Source organism: Idiomarina baltica OS145, from assembly GCF_000152885.1.
Lineage (GTDB): Bacteria > Pseudomonadota > Gammaproteobacteria > Enterobacterales > Alteromonadaceae > Idiomarina > Idiomarina baltica.
In genome coordinates this window covers 195,142-212,816 of record NZ_CH672406.1, presented here as the reverse complement: position 1 = coordinate 212,816, position 17,675 = coordinate 195,142, and the positions used below count along the sequence as shown (strand labels likewise).

General features: G+C 47.6%; 19 protein-coding genes and 1 tRNA gene. 12 read left to right on the top strand and 8 right to left on the bottom strand.

The genetic code is table 11. The annotated features are described in order from the left end of the window. The first annotated feature begins 17 nt into the window (after nucleotides 1-17). From OS145_RS08605 to OS145_RS08595, 3 genes are all read left to right on the top strand, one after another. Entirely contained in the window at nucleotides 18-269 is a 252-nt protein-coding gene (locus tag OS145_RS08605) for a TIGR03643 family protein (protein ID WP_006955979.1), read from the top strand. Between the two features lie 22 nt (nucleotides 270-291). After that, entirely contained in the window at nucleotides 292-1,053 is a 762-nt protein-coding gene (locus OS145_RS08600; RefSeq protein WP_006955978.1) for a CLCA_X family protein, read from the top strand. A 149-nt stretch (nucleotides 1,054-1,202) separates the two neighbouring features. Beyond that, the gene (locus OS145_RS08595) at nucleotides 1,203-1,538 is read left to right on the top strand and encodes a glutathione S-transferase N-terminal domain-containing protein (RefSeq protein ID WP_242603668.1); all 336 of its coding nucleotides are present in this window, start codon (nucleotides 1,203-1,205) and stop codon (nucleotides 1,536-1,538) included. Here OS145_RS08595 and OS145_RS08590 read toward each other — a convergent pair. The 4 genes from OS145_RS08590 to OS145_RS08575 all read right to left on the bottom strand — a co-directional run bounded on the left by OS145_RS08590 (nucleotide 1,535) and on the right by OS145_RS08575 (nucleotide 4,923). After that, nucleotides 1,535-1,825, bottom strand: a complete 291-nt coding sequence (locus tag OS145_RS08590; RefSeq protein ID WP_006955976.1) for a hypothetical protein — start codon at nucleotides 1,823-1,825, stop codon at nucleotides 1,535-1,537. The two genes, OS145_RS08595 and OS145_RS08590, sit on opposite strands and share 4 nt — an antisense overlap. 184 nt (nucleotides 1,826-2,009) lie before the next feature. Further along, on the bottom strand, nucleotides 2,010-2,432 hold the full coding sequence (locus tag OS145_RS13035) for a DUF3293 domain-containing protein (RefSeq protein ID WP_006955975.1): 423 nt from the start codon (nucleotides 2,430-2,432) through the stop codon (nucleotides 2,010-2,012). Next, the gene (locus OS145_RS08580; protein WP_006955974.1) at nucleotides 2,425-4,044 is read right to left on the bottom strand and encodes an acyl-CoA dehydrogenase family protein; all 1,620 of its coding nucleotides are present in this window, start codon (nucleotides 4,042-4,044) and stop codon (nucleotides 2,425-2,427) included. The genes OS145_RS13035 and OS145_RS08580 overlap by 8 nt, the downstream gene beginning before the upstream one ends. Nucleotides 4,045-4,062: 18 nt before the next feature. Continuing rightward, nucleotides 4,063-4,923, bottom strand: a complete 861-nt coding sequence (locus OS145_RS08575) for a hypothetical protein (RefSeq protein ID WP_006955973.1) — start codon at nucleotides 4,921-4,923, stop codon at nucleotides 4,063-4,065. Nucleotides 4,924-5,016: 93 nt separating this feature from the next. On the opposite strand from OS145_RS08575, the gene OS145_RS08570 reads away from it, so the two are divergent. Genes OS145_RS08570 through OS145_RS08550 form a run of 5 tightly spaced genes read left to right on the top strand, consistent with a single transcriptional unit; the run spans nucleotide 5,017 to nucleotide 9,660 of the window. Then, entirely contained in the window at nucleotides 5,017-5,517 is a 501-nt protein-coding gene (locus OS145_RS08570) for a YqiA/YcfP family alpha/beta fold hydrolase (protein WP_006955972.1), read from the top strand. Continuing rightward, nucleotides 5,514-5,945: an HIT domain-containing protein gene (locus tag OS145_RS08565; RefSeq protein ID WP_006955971.1), complete on the top strand. Its 432-nt coding sequence runs from the start codon at nucleotides 5,514-5,516 to the stop codon at nucleotides 5,943-5,945. Before OS145_RS08570 ends, OS145_RS08565 begins: the two co-directional genes overlap by 4 nt. Nucleotides 5,946-5,970: 25 nt before the next feature. Next, on the top strand, nucleotides 5,971-6,570 hold the full coding sequence (locus OS145_RS08560) for a biliverdin-producing heme oxygenase (RefSeq protein ID WP_006955970.1): 600 nt from the start codon (nucleotides 5,971-5,973) through the stop codon (nucleotides 6,568-6,570). Nucleotides 6,571-6,585: 15 nt separating this feature from the next. Beyond that, nucleotides 6,586-8,655, top strand: coding sequence for a sensor domain-containing diguanylate cyclase (locus OS145_RS08555; RefSeq protein WP_006955969.1), 2,070 nt, complete (start codon nucleotides 6,586-6,588; stop codon nucleotides 8,653-8,655). Nucleotides 8,656-8,670: 15 nt separating this feature from the next. After that, complete coding sequence (locus tag OS145_RS08550; protein ID WP_040487969.1) at nucleotides 8,671-9,660, top strand: Fic family protein; 990 nt, start codon at nucleotides 8,671-8,673, stop codon at nucleotides 9,658-9,660. Here OS145_RS08550 and OS145_RS08545 read toward each other — a convergent pair. Then, a complete protein-coding gene (locus tag OS145_RS08545) occupies nucleotides 9,617-10,999 on the bottom strand; it encodes an MBL fold/beta-CASP domain-containing RNA metallo-hydrolase (RefSeq protein ID WP_006955967.1) in 1,383 nt (460 codons plus the stop codon). The two genes, OS145_RS08550 and OS145_RS08545, sit on opposite strands and share 44 nt — an antisense overlap. 168 nt (nucleotides 11,000-11,167) lie before the next feature. Between OS145_RS08545 and ctlX the strand changes: the two genes are divergently transcribed. The 3 genes from ctlX (at nucleotide 11,168) to OS145_RS08530 (ending at nucleotide 14,164) form a co-directional block, all read left to right on the top strand. After that, entirely contained in the window at nucleotides 11,168-12,079 is a 912-nt protein-coding gene (ctlX, locus tag OS145_RS08540; protein ID WP_040487967.1) for a citrulline utilization hydrolase CtlX, read from the top strand. A 7-nt stretch (nucleotides 12,080-12,086) separates the two neighbouring features. Continuing rightward, a complete protein-coding gene (locus tag OS145_RS08535; protein WP_006955965.1) occupies nucleotides 12,087-13,730 on the top strand; it encodes a diacylglycerol kinase family protein in 1,644 nt (547 codons plus the stop codon). Between the two features lie 122 nt (nucleotides 13,731-13,852). Continuing rightward, nucleotides 13,853-14,164, top strand: a complete 312-nt coding sequence (locus OS145_RS08530) for a hypothetical protein (RefSeq protein WP_006955964.1) — start codon at nucleotides 13,853-13,855, stop codon at nucleotides 14,162-14,164. Nucleotides 14,165-14,176: 12 nt separating this feature from the next. On the opposite strand, the gene OS145_RS08525 is transcribed toward OS145_RS08530, so the two are convergent. The 3 genes from OS145_RS08525 to OS145_RS08515 form a co-directional block, all read right to left on the bottom strand. Beyond that, a complete protein-coding gene (locus OS145_RS08525) occupies nucleotides 14,177-14,653 on the bottom strand; it encodes a cation efflux transmembrane domain-containing protein (RefSeq protein ID WP_006955963.1) in 477 nt (158 codons plus the stop codon). A gap of 296 nt (nucleotides 14,654-14,949) precedes the next feature. Next, a tRNA-Pro gene (locus OS145_RS08520) sits at nucleotides 14,950-15,026 on the bottom strand. Nucleotides 15,027-15,108: 82 nt separating this feature from the next. Continuing rightward, nucleotides 15,109-16,740, bottom strand: a complete 1,632-nt coding sequence (locus tag OS145_RS08515; protein ID WP_006955962.1) for a DUF3413 domain-containing protein — start codon at nucleotides 16,738-16,740, stop codon at nucleotides 15,109-15,111. A gap of 70 nt (nucleotides 16,741-16,810) precedes the next feature. Between OS145_RS08515 and OS145_RS08510 the strand changes: the two genes are divergently transcribed. Then, nucleotides 16,811-17,675 (top strand): nucleoid-associated protein (locus OS145_RS08510; RefSeq protein ID WP_006955961.1); only part of this gene is annotated, 865 nt, incomplete at its 3' end.

The window sequence follows — 17,675 nt, the reverse complement described above, 5'->3', positions numbered from 1 at the left end:
TCAAGTGGAGCATTAGGATGAAGGCACTTAATGAAGCTGATATTTCACGCATTATTGAAATGGCGTGGGAAGATCGCACGCCGTTTGAGGCGATCAACGAGACCTACGGTCTGAGTGAAGACCAAGTGATTAAGTTAATGCGCAAACAGCTTAAAAGAACCGCGTTTAACAACTGGCGTGCGCGGGTATCGGGTCGAGCGACCAAGCACCGTAAAATTCGAGGTTTTGATTACGGCCGAGGCTATTGTCCCACTCAGTACAAGCAGTGATGACCGTGATAGAATAGCGAGCATGCGCGAATATTTTAGAAATGGTCCACCTCATCGCGGTGGCGCGGATGTCAGCTTTGCAGACATCGTTAAACTGTTTGGATTTAACTCGGTACGTATCGGCCGTTGGGTCACCGCGCATGAGCAGCAGGTGGCAGCCAATTTATTTTTCGATGCTTTATGTGACTTACAGGTAATCTTGGGCGTCACTGAGTCAGTGATATCACTACGCGGTAGTTTGTCGATCAATTATGGAATTGGTGGTCGGCTCGGTGCCAGCGCCCATTATATCCCGTCACGGCGGCTATTGGCGCTAGCGAAAAATGCAGGAGGTGGCAGTTTAGCGCACGAGTGGTTTCACGCCTTTGATCACTATATTGCCTCACATCTATTCAGCTCAGCCACGCAACCAGGCCGGTTCGCAAGCAAAGCTTGGCTGCTGAATGAGCCCGTGCGCCCGCACACTCTAAATGAACGGCTTGTGTTGGGGTTTCAGCGATTGTTCCTATCATCAGATGGACAGTCAGCAAGTGCTCTAATGAAACGCTGCATGGCTTTTGATAAGGCTGAAGGAAGTTACTACTTTTCGATGCCGGAAGAGGTCGCGGCACGGTGTTTTGAACGGGTTGTTCAACAGCAGACATTGAAAAACCATTTTCTCGTGGCCGGTACGTTAAAAAGTAAAACCGCTGAGCTCGGACTTTATCCAAAACAAGATGAGGCCAATGCTGTCGCTGAGTGTTGGTTAGACTATTTTCAGTCACTGGGGCAGGCGCTAAAATAGTCACTTGAACACAATCCCATCGCTATCGACGATAAGCAAATTATGCTAACCTGAGCGGCCCATTGAGATGCTATCAAAAGCGAGGCAGTACGGTGCGTATTTTAATTCGTTATTTTTTTAGATTGGTGCGTTTAATCCTCACACCTTTTATGTTGATTATGGAAAAACTAACAACGCCGAAAGGCATTGAGCGCAGCACAGATGCTCAAGCGCGTGTCGAACAAGAGTGTAAGCAGTTAAGTTTGTATCAATTTAAAACGTGCCCATTCTGTATTAAGGTTCGGAAGGAGATAGCGCGGTTAAACTTACCCATTGAATTACGCGATGCACAGCACAATGAAACTCATCGCGCCGAGCTTAGCGAGCAGGGTGGACGAGTCAAAGTGCCATGCTTACGCATTACCCAAGAGAGTGGTAACGCACAGTGGATGTACGAATCCGATGATATTATCCACTATTTGCGAGCGCGTTTTGAACACGCTTAATCGTCTCGCCACTCGTTGTAACGTTGCTTTTTAGCTAGACTACGCTCGACGACTAGCATCGTTCCTGCGGTCAACATCACGATAAGACTGACAGTGTAGAGTTTCGGGTGTTGACTCAGGAATGTCTGTGATTCGCTGAATAGGGTGTTAAGCCAATCAGCGACAACAATAATGGCACTAATGAGTGCAATACTGACAGCACTGTAAATGCCCGCAGCCCATAGTTTACGGCCTCGAATGCGTGTGTTGTGCGCCGCACTCATAGTATTCCAGTCTGATGATTTCATAAGGCCTCCAGCAGAACGCCGCTTTTCGATTACGTATATCAAAATTATAGTTCGACTCATCCGAAGTCACTTGTGACATTCGTTAGATACGCTATACCAAATTGGAATAGTGGGTATCCTGTTTTGAGTAAAATTTTTATTAACAATTACTACGAGCAAGATCGTATTTAGGATTGAATATTTTTTAGGGATTGGTCCAATGCAGCGCCACACCTTGTTCTTTATTAATATGCACAAAAGCATTTTGATGAAATCGCTGATTAAGCGGATAGGCCGAAGCGAGCGGTAAATCTGCAATCGCAACGCCGTGTTCTACGGGCCAGTCGCATTGAGGGGCGAGTGCGGAACTGTGGAAAAAGCGAACGCCAAGATGATGTAACTGTTGCGTCAGTTGATCATGTCGTCGACTAAATGTGGCGCGATCACAGCGTTGACTGCCTGGATGATCAACCGTAATGATCGTCAGTGAATGACAGCGCGTCATGTCTAATATACGCTCAACAAACGCCTGCTTTGATAGGGTCGAGAGCGTATAACGGCGTCCCATGATATCGAGTCGATAAAGGGCCTCATCATAGACGGCGTTCAGCGAGCTTCTGTTAACCAATGGTGAAACTGTCCTTAACCCACTGGTGTGCTGTATCAAAGTCACCCACCAATGTGCCTAAATTACGTCCTGATCGGTTCAACAGGTTCTCACAAATCAGACGACTGCGTTCTGGTTGCATATGTTGGATAGCGAGCGCCGCCTGCGTCAACAGTGCAATTTCATCAACTAGACGACGTGCATTAAACGGCGATGGCGGGTACTTTTCAAGTTCTTGCTGTAACCGCTCAACTACTGCGTCATAGCGACTGTATTGACCGCAGCTACGCGCAATAAAACTAAACCAGGTCGACAGTAACTCGGGATCTTTTTCGCAGGCGCGCAGTACGTCTAAACATTGAATGTTACCGGAGCCTTCCCAAATCGCATTTATCGGGGCCTCTCGGTAAAGTCTCGGCATGGGGGTATTTTCCATTACGCCCATACCGCCAATGACCTCCATTGCCTCGTAGGTTACCTGAGGTGCTCGTTTACATATCCAATATTTCCCGACAGGAACGAGCAAGCGTGCTAAGCGCTTGGCTTCGATGTCGCTGCTATCGAGCCACTGTGCCACCGTCAGTGTCCAAAGTAGCGCACATTCACTTTCCATCGCCATATCACATAGAAGATTAATCATTAATGGCTGCTCGATGAGCCGTGCGCCAAATGCGCTTCGATAGTGACAATGATGCAACGCTTGCACAAGGGATTGCCGTAACAAGGCAGACGAACCAATCATGCAGTCGAACCGTGTCATTGCAACCATATCAATAATGGTACGCACACCTTTACCTTCGGAACCCAGTAAACGGCCTTCAACATCATTTAATTCAACCTCACACGAAGCGTTCGATTGATTGCCCATTTTTTGTTTGAGCTGTTGAATATGAATGCCATTGCGTGTGCCGTCCTCACGCCAGCGAGGCACAGAAAAACAGCCGAGCCCGTGCTTAGTTTGTGCGAGCATTAAAAACAAGTCGCTCATGGGTGCCGATAAAAACCACTTGTGGCCGTTCAATAAGTAGACTTCACCTTCACCGGTGGCTCCCTGCGGTGTCGCGTGGGTCGTATTGCTACGCACGTCCGAACCACCTTGCTTTTCAGTCATTCCCATACCCACAGTCAAAGCTGACTTTTCATAAAATGGAATGTCGCGTCCATCGTAAAGCGGTTGCAAAAGCTGTTCTTGTAACTGTGGATATAATGGGCTTTGCTGGATTACAGGAATTGCAGCAAACGTCATGGTAATCGGGCATCCATGACCCGCCTCGAGCTGGCTATTTAAATAATAACGAATCGTTCGTTCTACATGGGAGTAGGGTGACACTGAGCGCCAGACACCGTTGTGTAACTGCTGCTCTGCCGCAATTTGCATCAGCTCATGATAACTGGCGTGGTAAGCAATATGATTAATGCGTTCACCGTAACGGTCATGGGTAAATAATTCAGGCGGATAATGGTTGGCAGCATAACAACGCTCAATATGTTGCGCGCTACCGAGCAATGAGCCTAGCTTAACCCGTTCATCTTGTTCATTGGATTCAGCAAAATATTGAGCGCACTGCTGTAAAAAGCGATCACTTTGATAGACATTATAGTTGATGAGGTAAGGTGGTTGATTCAATGCCATAGTATTCATTGCTCGATGTTAATTTCGATTATTAAATTCCGGACGTGGTCGATCAGCACCTAGCCAAAGATCCAGAGATTGGCGGAAGTCAGAGTCACTTCGGACCTGCTCAATCACACGGTTCATGTTGCTAATCGCATGCTGCCCCCATTGATTATTACTGCAGCCGACAGCGCCAATTATGACTGCGTCTCTGTTTTCTTTGATAGGAATAAACACGAGCCGTTCAAAATCTGGGTTCGTTTGATCCTCAGTACGTTGGAAGTAGGTCATCAGCATCTTGTAATCAAGCGTGTAATCAATTCGCCCTGCGGCAACCATCGCCATCAAGTTCATGTGAGCACCTTCGCCAGATACTTCTTGGAAGTGCTCAGACGGTATTAAGTAGTCCTCGATGATAGGTTGTAGTTCACCATAACGTCGCTCAATCGGCTGAGCGAAACGATAGTCGCTCTGCGCTAGGGCAGTAAACGATAATGGCTCACCGAATGCTTTAATAAACCGTTGAGCGTTTGAAGCTGTCGTGATGACGCCGTGTGGCGGGTATACATGTGTCGCATCTGAGAAAATAAAGTCTTTGTTGTAATCACTGCCTTTAATTAAGCACGGAAAGCACAAGTGTTGGTTTTTTCGCATTAACATGGTGATGCGGCGCGAGGGCAATTTACGCTTGCTTTGAGACAGCGCCGGCAGTTCGCGTTCAAAGGTATCCACTAAGGTATCGCAAAAACCCGCTTTTTCGTATTCACCTTGCCAAATATGAAAAGGGGGAGACACATTAATGCCCCAGATAATATCATCGTGTTGATCAGCAATAGCCCATGTCGATGCACACAACAGAAGTATAAATAAAGATGCTTTTAGCATAGTACCTATCATAAATGGGTTCTCTACGTGTTACAGTCATATCTATCGTCGGTTTTTGGTAACAAAAAATCAATATATTTTAAAATGTAAGTTATAGGAGCGAAAATGACAAAGATCGTTTTCAATCACGGCAAAGAAAGTGGTCCTTGGGGGCATAAAATAGAGGCCCTTGCGAAGGTTGCAAAAAGTCGAAGCTTTGCTGTGGATAGTATCGATTACCAAGATCAAATGGACCCCGATGATCGTGCGGATCGATTGGCTCGTTACTTAGATGATTATCAAGGAGATCGAGTTATCTTAGTCGGTTCCAGTATGGGGGGATACGTTGCGCTGGCTAATAGCGAGCATGCTAAAGCAACGGGTTGCTTTTTAATGGCACCGGCACTGTATATGGGAGGCAAAGTCGACTTCGATACATTACGTCCGAACGGTTCTGTCAGTGTGGTTCACGGTTGGCGAGATGATATTGTCGATTGGCAACATAGTGTTAAGTTCTGTCAGCGCATTGCCGCTGAACTGCACTTAATTGACGACGATCATCGACTCGTTAATCGACTTGATGTTGTCGTACGTGACTTTGAGTTGTTTTTGGAGAGCATGACATGACTGACTTTGTACTCGATCCCCGATTAGCTAACGACTCTATTTTGCTGGCGCGGGGTCCGCTGTCACAACTCCGTTTAATGAAAGCCGCCGACTGCACTTGGTTTTTGTTAGTGCCTGAAGTTAATGAAATCAGTGAAATAACGCAGTTGTCGGAAAGCGAGCAGTTTAACCTTTGGAAAGAAAGCCAAGCCTTGAGTGAATGGTTGTTGCAGTGTTATCCGCAGTGTAAGTTAAATATTGCTGCTATTGGCAATGTTGTCAGCCAACTGCATGTCCATCATGTTGTTCGTTATTCGGATGACCCGTTTTGGCCAGCGCCGATATGGGGACAAAAAATGGAGCGTCAGTATTCAATCCGAGATATCGAAGCAATCCAAAAAGAATTAAGTGCTTGCTCTAAATTTATTTCAGTTGAGGCTGATCGATAACCTTGCAAACAACGTTTGATAGGGCATGAAAAAACATTCAGCACGTTTACATCTCAAGCAGATGACCGAAAAAGCACATCGCGAGGCAGAGCAGTCAGGGTTAATGAAGCCGCTGATGGGAGCGCACGTGTCTAACGAAGACTACCTGCAAGCGCTTAACGGTCTTTACTCATGGCTAGAGGGGTATGAGATGTGCTTACAGACTTGGTTACCCAAGGACAATCAACGGCTTTTTGAATACTACTATCAGCCGCGCAGTGGTCAGATTTTAGCAGATATTCATGCACTTGGAGGGTTTACGCCACCACATAATATCCATCATGTTAATGCCGACTCCATTTATCAGGCGCTTGGTTATGCCTATGTTATTGAAGGGAGCACACAAGGCGGTCGAATGCTCAGTCAACGCCTTAACAAGGTTTTAAATCTTGAGGGCAATGCATTAAATTATTTTAATTTTTACAGGTATCGCAGCTGGCAACGATTTATTGAGATGTTCGAGCATTTTTCGTTTACCAATGAGCAGCTCAACGAAATGACTTCAGCCGCTGTGAACGCCTTCGCGTCGTTGAATTCGATTGCACAACGCATAGAGCAGCGAGATAGCACAGTAGCAGTGGGTTAATTTAGGGTGGTATGAGTGGCTGATAATACTTCGATTTCCTATGAAGAGGCGATGAAGAACTGTGCCAAAGAGCCGGTGCAGGCACCGCAATGTGTGCAGGAAAATGGGATGTTACTGGCAGTTGATATTAAACGCGGCGGTCAGATTATTGCTGTCAGTGACAATAGCGATGCCGTGTTAGGTTGTCCGTGTGACGCCTTAATGGGGTCGTTCTTGGCAGAGTGCATGCCAAGTGACTTTCTAACATCATTCAAAGCCGCAGACGAAAAGTTAAAGCAAGGGTCAGACTACGAAATATTTGCGTGGGAAGCGGGTGAACAGTCGTTTTTTTCCCGTATTTATTATAGCCAAGCTTGGTTAGTCGTAGAAACTGAGATCGACGTGACCGATCCTGGGTTAAAGCGTTCCTGCTATTTTGATCGGGCGTTACTTGATATTTCGAACACAAATAGTACTGAGCAAACGCTGCAAAAGTTATGTCGCTCAATTAGTGAGTTGAGTGGTTATGAGCGCGTGTTGGTTTATCAGTTCGACGATAGTTGGAACGGTCGCGTAATCAGCGAGCACACAACACGCGAAGATATCGAGCAATATATAGGGCTCAGCTTTCCAGCCAGTGACATTCCAAGCCAGGTTCGAGCGTTGTATCACGTTAACCCAATCCGTTATATCGCCGATGTGGATACTGAGGATGCGGTGATTGTGTATGCCGAAGAGCTGGGCTCCATGGCACTTGACCTGTCGCTTGGTACGATCCGAGGTAAGTCACCCATTCATACAGAATATATGAAAAACATGGGCCTACAGCGCTCGATGTCAGTGGCTATTTTTGACCAGAATCAGCTGTGGGGTTTAGTTTCGTGTCACGGCGTATCGGCGCAACCGTTATCTTATTCGACACGGCTTAATATCCACTCTTTGGTCAAGCTTGCCGAACAACGTTTAATGCTACAAAAACAATTTGAAGCCGATCGGTTTTTCGATCGTGTTGAAGAGAGCCGAAAAGCGCTACTCGACCGAAAACGAGAAATTAAGTCGCCGCAGCAACTGCTCGAAGACCAAGGTCATTTCTGGCTAAAACTGTTTGAAGCGGTAGCTGTCGCCTTGATCAGTGCTCAAACACAGCGTGTTATCGGCGAGCATATTGATGTATCGACCTTACACAAGGTACGTGACTGGCTTAATGAAAATCATAGCGTGACAGGCGTATTTAGCGAACGAGACTGTCGGCTGTCTGAGATACGGCAGGCAATTCCAGAGTTGCCATATTGTGGCGTGTTAGCAGTGTCGATGCCGATAGATAAGCGAAATCAGGGCTGGTTAGTGTTCTTTAGAGTGCAGGAGACTGAAGTTTTTCGGTGGGCGGGTAAGCTTGAAAAAGGAGAGGTACGAGAATACAAAGGTCGCCAAGTGTTGTCGCCTCGTCACTCGTTTGAGCAATGGCAACAGGATGTTGATGGATATGCACCAATCTGGACAGAGATCCAAATTGAAGCGGCCAAAACGCTGGCAGAAGACCTCGCTATTGGTGCGTCCGCTTATCAAATTGAACAGTTAAATCAGGAGCTCACCGAAGCGAATCAACGGTTGGAGCACTTGGTCCATACCGATGCCCTGACGCAAGTCTGGAACCGCTATCACATGGAACAGACACTGGAAGAGGAAGTGAAGCGATGTAAACGTCATGGGCGAGACTTGGCCGTCATTTTACTCGACATCGATCATTTTAAGCGTGTTAATGATGACTACGGTCACGATGTGGGTGACAAAGTGCTTAAGCTGATAAGTGAAGCGATTCATCAATGGCTTCGCAGCAGTGATGTTTTTGGTCGTTGGGGGGGAGAAGAGTTTTTAATCATAGCCCCAGAAACTGATCTTGAGAGTGCGAATCAACTGGCGGAGCGTTTAAGAAGGCGATTATCAAATCTACAATTTGACAAAGTTGGTCAAGTCACGGCAAGCTTTGGCGTAGCAGAATTATTACCCAGTGAAGACCGTAATAGTTTGGTAAAGCGGGCCGATAACGCGTTATACCAAGTCAAAGAGTCTGGACGAAACAGTGTGGAGGTCTCGCCAGGCAAATAATAAAAGGACAAAAACATGTGGCCTCAACTTGAGTGGTCGACCCGTTCCGAGCTGTTAAACCTTGCTGAACAGGCAGGGGGGATTATCGCTCAATTTGAATCGGTTGAGGTCAATAGTGTAACGGCTCAAACGTGGCTGAATGAAAAGCAGGCAGCCAGTATTGAATGCGAAAATCTAAATGCCCACCGCATTAATATCTCCGCGCTTTATGACCATATCGAGGACTGGGACCCGCTAAACGAACAGGCATTAAAAAAGGCGCACCGACAATTAATGCTAAACTTGAGCATGCGCGCAGGTCAGTACCGCGGTACTTCAGTCGCTATTTATCATCACGGCCGTAATATTTATGCTTCACCACCCGCTACGGGTATCGCACGAACACTCAGCGAATTATTTACTGAACTCAACGCCGATCATTGTCATCCCCTGTATCGTGCTGCACTGTTTTTTAATGTCTTTGAAAGTTGGCAACCGTTTGCCGAAGCGAATGGGTGCATCACACGATTCTGGCTCACCTTATTGATGCGTTCTTGGCACCCACTTTTTCAATGGCTCAATATTGAGCAAAGTTGGCTAGCATCAATCGACGAACTGGCAGAAGCGCGACAGGTTGAGCGCAATGAGCGCTCTGAGGCGTTTATCCTGTGGCTAACCGGAGTACTCCGAACGAGTTTGAATGAACTCGCGCAAAAGCTGGCTATCTGCAGTGAACAAAAGGTGCCTGACACGCAAAAAAGTTCGGATAAGTTTTCGGATGTGTGTTCGGTAAAAGGTTCGGAAAAATGGCCGACAGCCCGCAAAGTACTGTTTTTAGTAAATAAAGAACGGGGTATTAGCGCGCAACGTATTGCCGAACTGTTGGGCTTGAGTTCGAGAGCCGTCGAGAAGCAGTTTGCCCGACTCAAGCAACAGGGTAAGCTCGAACGCGTGGGCAGTCCACGAGGCGGTTATTGGCGCGTTATGGTTTCTCCGTCGCAACAGTTGTCGTTACCGGAATGCTAAACTGCTGACGTATTTTTTCAGCCAAGGTATGTTGTGCTGGCGCAGAACCGTGTACCAAGCGAACGGCTTGGACGGGAAATTCAGCATTGCCAATAAAAGCGAGTAATTCGTCTTGATCAGCATGGGCGGAGTAGCCGGTTAGCGAATATACCTGAGCATTTACTTTTCTTTTTTGCTGGTTAATCGTCACTACATCACCCGTAGCCGCTCGTTGAATCTGCTCACCCAGCGTCCCTTGCGCTTGGTAACCCACAAACAATAAATCCGTGCGAGGATCTTCTATCAGCGCATCAAGATAGTTAATAATGCGTCCTCCGGTACACATCCCTGAGCCTGCAATGACAATGACCGGCTCAGCCGTTGATTTGAGACGATTAACCAAAGCGAGATGCAAGCTATGCTCATCCACTGGATGCGCGTGGCTAAAGTCTAACGGATGTCGTCCATGAGCTTGGCGAGACCGGCTGGTTGCATCCCATAGCGCTTCATGATGTTGGTAGATGTCAGTCACTTTGTTCGCCATTGGCGAATCGATAACAATCTCGGGAAAATCGGTGTCCTTTGAACACGCGTGTTGGTGCCAAATTTGTTCAAACTCATAGAGCAGCTCTTGCGTGCGGCCAATGCTAAATGCAGGAATTAAGATGGCGCCGCCATCGACAACAGCACGTTTTATAATCGATTCGAGTTGTTGCGTTCGTTGACTGCGGTCACCATGCGAGCGATCCCCGTAAGTACTCTCTAAAACAAGTAAGTCAGCGCGTTTAAGCGGTGTTGGGTCGTTGATTAGCGGTGAGTTACGGCAGCCTAAGTCGCCGGAAAACACAACACGTTTATGCAACGACTTAATATCAAAACAGAGATAAGATGACCCCAGTATGTGGCCTGCCTCCTCGAACGTGACGCTAAGTGAGGGTAGTACATCCACCGTTTGACCATATTCACAAAGAACCACATGGCGCGCGAGCAATGTGTTAAATGCCGTGAGAGCGCTTTCGTCGCGGATGCCCGCGAGTTGCAGAGAGTCGCCCAGTACCAATTGCATTAATGCAAGTGTGGCGGCCGTACAGTAAATCGGGCCACGATAACCCAGCGCGAGCAACTGCGGTAACCGGCCGACATGATCGAGGTGTGCATGAGTAATAAACACAGCCGCCAAACTATCGACATCGACATACGGCGTTAAGTCATCCTCTTGCGTGATACCCTGAAACGCACCGCAGTCGATCATCACCGTTTGTTGAGCGTTTAAATGCCATAGGTGGCAGGAGCCTGTTACCTGCCAAGTACCACCTAAATGTGTTAAATGGATTGGCCACTCGATGGATAGTTCACTCACAGTGTTTCGCCTTATTTACTTTTTTTGCATAGTGTAGCTTAGTTTAAGTGACTGACACGGAGATATAGCCGACATCGTGTGTAAGCCTGAGTTACTCGCATTGCGCAAACTTAACCAACACCCGTAGAATAGCGGCTTGCTGTTTTTGATGAAAAGGAAGTTAACGTAGTGAGTCAATTATGCAGTCGAGTGGCCATGGTGCGCCCACATCATTTTCGCAGTAATGAGCAAACCGCGGCAGATAATCGTTTTCAGCAGCTCGATGATGCGCGTGTCGAAGCCGCGGTGAGTCGCTATGCACGTGAAGAGTTCGATGCCATGGTGGCGCAGCTGAATCAGCAAGGGGTTCGTGTTGAGGTTTTTGACGATACCACGACCGACACACCGGACTCGGTGTTTCCCAACAATTGGTTTACCAGTCATGCAGATGGCACACTCGTTTTGTACCCCATGCACTGCGCTAACCGCCGGTTAGAGCGACGTGTCGACATTATTGAAAGCTTAGAACAGGACTACGTGATCACCCGTACCGTTGATCTGGCCGGCTTTGAGTCGCAAGGGTTAAGTCTTGAAGGAACCGGCGCGCTGGTGTTTGATCCTCTGAGTCAGGATGTTTACGCGGTGCGTTCGCAGCGAATGAGCGATGTCGTGTTAGCAGAGCTAAGTAAGCACATCGATTGTAATCCTGTGGTGATTGACGCGCATGACCGCGAGGGCGTACCTATTTACCACACCAATGTGCTCATGAATGTGGGTGAGCATATCGCCATGTATGCGCCGGAACTGGTCGCACCGGCTTATCGTAATGACTTGGCACAGCGCCTAGCGTATGGCGATCGATGTGTGATTGAACTCACGGGCTCACAAATAGAGTCGTTTGCTGGTAATGCATTGGAGCTCATGGGGCGAGAGGGTCCTATATTAGTGTTATCACAAACGGCGGCAAAGGCATTAACCCGGCAACAAAGGGATCAAATTGAGCAAAAAGCGCGTATGCTAATATGCAACCTGCCAACGATAGAGCAGGGCGGAGGCTCCGCGCGCTGCATGATAGCGCAACTACAATGGCAACCAAGATAGGATACTTATGGGCTCAAAGGCGATACCTTATTATTATTTATGTGGCGCGCTCGTCGCGCTATTACTGACCTATATACTCCCCACCTGGCCATTAAAAATTGCCTTCGGCTGGACCTGTATCGCCTTAGCGCTAATCGCCTCTGCTTATTGGTTGAATACCGCCCGCTTGTTTCGTAAGAAAGCGAACGGACGTATTCCTTGGTACATACGTTGGTCATTAATCCCGTTCCTGATTGGCGTACGCGTTTATAACGCCATCGCACGTCGGCAAGATGATTTACCCGTGTTTCAAAAGGTCGCGGATGGAATCTATGTAGGAAGACGCTTATTCAGCGGCGACCTGAAGGCCATTAAAGACGTGCCGATTAATGCGGTACTCGATGTCACAGCTGAATTTGATGCGCTTGACTGGTCGGCTGAACGCGCCGAGGTTAATTATTTAAACGTTCCGGTCCTTGACCATTTGGCGCCGTCTCACGAACAAATTCATCAAGCCTTGCAGTGGATCCACGAGCAACAACGGCAAGGCCACAATGTATTAATTCATTGCGCCTTGGGGCGTGGACGTTCGGTGTTTATGGCGGCCGCCTACTTACTGGCGCACAGCAATACGAAAAACATCGATGACGTGATGAAGAAAATTCAAGGCGCGCGTAAAGTTGCGCGATTAAATCATCAACAGAAGAAGGCACTGCAACAGTTTATCGATGAACACCAAGAGTTGATGATTAAGCGCGCGTATATTGTCGCGAACCCGGTATCCGGCGGCGGTAAATGGAGTGAATATGCGCAGCCGCTAAAGGATACGCTCACACCGTATTTCGAGTTAACAGTCATTGAGACGAAAGAAGATAAAAACGGCACCGAATGTGCCCGTGAGGCGCTTGAGCAGGGCGCTGAGTTGGTCATTGCGTGTGGCGGTGATGGTACGTTGACTGAAGTGGCACGTGCGCTCATCGGCGATGACTGTAAGATGGCGATCGTACCCATGGGCACAGCAAACTCCTTGAGCCAGGTGCTGTGGGGACTCAGTAGTAAATTGAGCCCAGTGGATGTCGCTTGCGAAACGATTATCGAGGGCCGCTGTCGGCAAATCGACTGTGGCTGGGTCAATGAGCAATTGATGCTTTTATGTGCAGGCGTAGGCTTCGAACAGCAAATGATTGAGCAGGCAGATCGCAGCGCCAAAGACAAGCTGGGTCAGTTAGCATATATTCAAGGTTTATGGCGCGCACTGAGTGAAGATAAGCAACTGCAGTTGCATGTAACCATTGATGACGGTGAAACCGAAACGTGGGAAACAGCGAGTTTAATTGTTGCCAATGCGGCACCAATGACAACCTTGTTGGCGCAGGGGGATGGGGAGCCCGTGATCGACGATGGCAAACTGGATGTAACGTGGCTCGATTCAGAGCAGGGTGAGAGTTCACCGGTAAAAAGCCTAATCGAGCTATTGTACGCCAGCATTACCGAAGACCAAGTGGGGATGAATACCCATCACACACGAATAAAGCGTATTCACCTAGCACGCTGTGATGGTGAGCGCTTAGACTATGTCGTCGATGGAGAACCTTACTCAGCGGATGAGTTAGATATCAAGGTTGAAAAGCATGCACTGCAGATCTTGGTGCCTGATCGTATTGATTACTAGATAATCGAACGCGGCAATCGAGCCTAAAGGCCTTATGATATAACGGTCATAAATCATACGAATAGAGCTGAGCGCGTCAGTTGTGGTATACTGTGTACAAATTAATCAATATTAAGTGAGTTATGATTGATTTCGTAGGCTGGTATAAGCAACCCGAATTAGACGGTGTAAATCCCCGCACCGCACACCGCGCCATTACCGTGGCTAAGTTTCGCGCCAAACTGTATCGCAGGGGCAACTTCCTATTGCGTCAGTGCGCCTTGCTGTCCGTTGTGGCGGCACTTTTAATTTTACCAAGTTGGCACCACTCGGTGATAAGCGCAGTCATTATTATTAGTTATCTTGGTTTGGCGAAATGGCTTAACATCCGAGCTTATCGCACCTATGCTCTGCCATTATTGCCACAAGCCGTGCAGGATGCCTCTAAGTATTAACAACGTAGGCTATTAACCACAACACGTCGAAATATCGGTTTTTTCGCCCGCTTTGACGGCATGAGCGTCTTTGATAATCCTCAGCGCCGAACGTAGCACAATGATCGCGATGATTGTTGCTATCAACAAGTCTGGCCACGCTTTATTAATGACGCTTACCATCCATGCAGAAAGAATGACACCTGCATTCATGAGCATATCGTTACGCGAGCAAATCCAACTGGCGCGAATGTTGATATCGCCATTACGTGAGCTGTACAGCAGGGCAAAACAAATAACGTTCACCAGTAATGCTAAGCCGGCTATCCATAGCATCATGTTGGCATTGGGTTCGCTGCCCCAAATCAACCGCTGTGCGACATCGCCGAGCACCAACAACGCGAGAGCTGTTTGTAATATGCCATTAAAAATAGCCGCATTCGCTTTGTATTTAATTGCCTTACCCACCGCATACAAACTCACTGCATAAACCAGCGTATCGGCAAGCATATCCAATGAGTCAGCAATTAAGCCGCTGGACTCGGCGGTTTCTCCCGCGCGGGGAGTGAGCGGAGAAAATCACACCATTGAGCACCAATACGGTCCATAGTAAGCGTTTCTGTGCGCTATCCATTTGCGCTTGTGTATTAGAGACTCCGCCACCGCAGCATGAAGACATTTGAACATCCATTAGCAAAAATTTTGCCGGCATTTTATCAAAAAAAGTAGGTTGCAGCAGCGTGGTTTCGCTCTGAATTACCTGATGTGGAATTGATAGAGTAATTAAGCAGGGAAAAGAGAAGAATTGGTCGGCGTGAGAGGATTTGAACCTCCGACCCCTGACACCCCATGACAGTGCGCTACCAGGCTGCGCTACACGCCGACCGAGGACAGCTATGTTACTGATTTATGAGCTAAGTGCAAGGCACAAATGCACTTAGTGCGTCTGTTCGCTGTTATTTTAATCAGTCTCTAGCGCGGCCGCTGAAGCGTTTGAGATCTTTGAGTGCATCAATTAACACGGGAACCGTCGGTTCGGCGCCGTCGAGGCGGCTGAAGTCATCGCGACGATAGATATTATACTGGCCGTTGTTATCGAGCACGGTAATCAATTCTTGGTCATAAATAACGATATACGGACTGTAGGTTTCTACGAGAGGCCAGCGCTCCCCGCCATTCATCAGGTCTTCACCATTGCTGAAGCTCTGAGTGCCACCAGCACATGACATAACACGAGATAGGGCGGTTGGCATGAGATCCATTAATCCGCCGATACTTTGTTGTGGTAGTTCGAAATCTTTTTCCCACAGGGTGACACGCATATTTTCAGGTTTAAACTGTTGCTGTCCGAGCAGACCCTCAGTGTTACTGGGTGCGAGGCTTGAGAGCAATACACGTTGTTGGCCTAAGCTTCCAAGTATTGCGGGTAAGCGGTTGATATCCTCATGGCTCAGCAGCACAACGTTGACCTGATTCTCGTTGCGTGGATAAAAACTACTCAACGGCTCTGCGTTCCAGTCGGTTTTAAACTGAGTAAGCCCGAGTTCTTTTGGCCAATTAGGCGATGTATGCCAACTCACATCGATGCCAAAGTCCGCTAATGGTTTTAGGTAAGCTGGTGATATGTTTTGATTCTCGATGGTCTCTTGATAAAAGTCGGGGAGACCATAAAGCAGTTGGAACAACCCGCCTTCACGACTCGGGTGTGCCAGTAACTGAATATCCACTTGAGTCAGGCCGTTGTCGTTGGCTACTTCACCGACACGTTGTGTTTGTTCGGCATTCAAACGATCAAACACAACCAGTGTGATGCCCTGGGTTTGCGACGTTTTTGAGCACAGCAACGTATTGTGCGGGTAGCGTAAGCGAATATTTTCTGCCGACATCAGCTTTTGTTGCTGCGCCTGATAATTTTCCACTTCGATAAAGCCATGCTTCGACATCAGCGTTTTCGCTGTCGTCGGGTACGAGAGCGGGAATGTATCATCTTGCTGTGTTATCGGGTCATAGAGCTCGGCATCCGCCCAAACGTGAATACTGTGGCTAGCAAAAAAGCACAATACAAATACCGTGGTGGCCGGTGCGCCAAGGCGACGATGTTGGAGTTCAGAAAGGTGCTTCCACGTGTAGTTAGCGAGCAGCAGTTCAAAGCCTAATAGAATAAGAAAGCCCAACATGATCATTAAAATGATGACAAAACTTGCGCCGGTAAATGCGGCCTCGGCATCTTTCGCCATTTGTGCAAGTGAATAGGCGTTTAGATGATAGCCGTAGTGACGGAAAAACAGTGCATCAAAGATAAGTGCGACGATGCCAAGGGAGCTAATGAGCGCCGCAATACTGCGTAATACCTTGGAGTAGGGAATAAGCAAGCAGAACGGAAATATCAGTATGATAAAGAACACGAACGGCAGAAATGCAAAGTGCCCAATCCAGTTCACAATGAGATAAACGGTACTGATGAACGTGGTCGGTGACGGCGTTGAATCAATATAGATAATGCCGATAAGAAGACACAAAATAATGTTGGCGAAGGTAAACCAATGACCCCAACTAATCAGTCGTGCAATTTTATCGCGACGTTGGTTCTTTCCCATTCTGTGTCTATCCCGTGCTACAATCTGCCAAATAGTCTAACACAGCGATTTTGCAAGGATAGTCCTAGTTATGCAACTGGCCATTGAAAATAGCATTATTCACCAGTTTTACAGCCATGATGACCAAATTGGTTTGCGTCTCGCGCCAGAACCTTTATCTGATGATGAGCAACTGCACGAGTTACTCGAGGAACTGACCACGGTTTATACCAGTAAACCTGCTAAAGGCTACGCTAGCTTTTTGACGGAGGCGGACGAGGCGGAAGAAGTCAGTGACTTCCCGGTACTACTTAAACAGTGGCAAGCACAAGAGCTAGAATTTGTTGAGTTGAGCCAGCAGGCGGCTAAGCTCTTGTTAGAGCAACTGCAGAACTATCAAATGCTTGAAGCGGGCTTTTTATTGGTGACGCGATATCAACATTTGAGCACTGATTATCTGTTAGTGGCGTTTTTACCAGTAAAAGTAGGCGTGACGATTAACCCTAACTTAGCTGTTGACCGGTCATCACAATTAGACATTAGTAAGGTACAACTGGCAGCGCGGATTGATCTGACTGAATGGCAAACCGATCCCGAGAGCCAACGTTATATTTCTTTTATTAAGGGTCGCGCTGGACGCAAGGTATCTGACTTCTTCTTGGATTTCTTGGGCTGTACTGAACGGCTCGATGCTAAGTCGCAAACTAAACGTTTGGTGGATGCAGTAACAGAGTTTGGTAAGCAAGCAGAACTGCCACCGGAGCAACGTCAATCGCTTAATGCGGTGGCTTATGAATATTGCGACCAACAATGGAAGCAGGGTGAAGACGTCAAGGTCAAAGACTTGTCAGAGCATTTCTCTCAAGCACAGCCGACCGAACGTAGCTTTGAAGAGTTTACGCAAGCGCTCTCACAAGAGGATAAACCTGCACTGGATGAGTCCTTTCCTACGGATC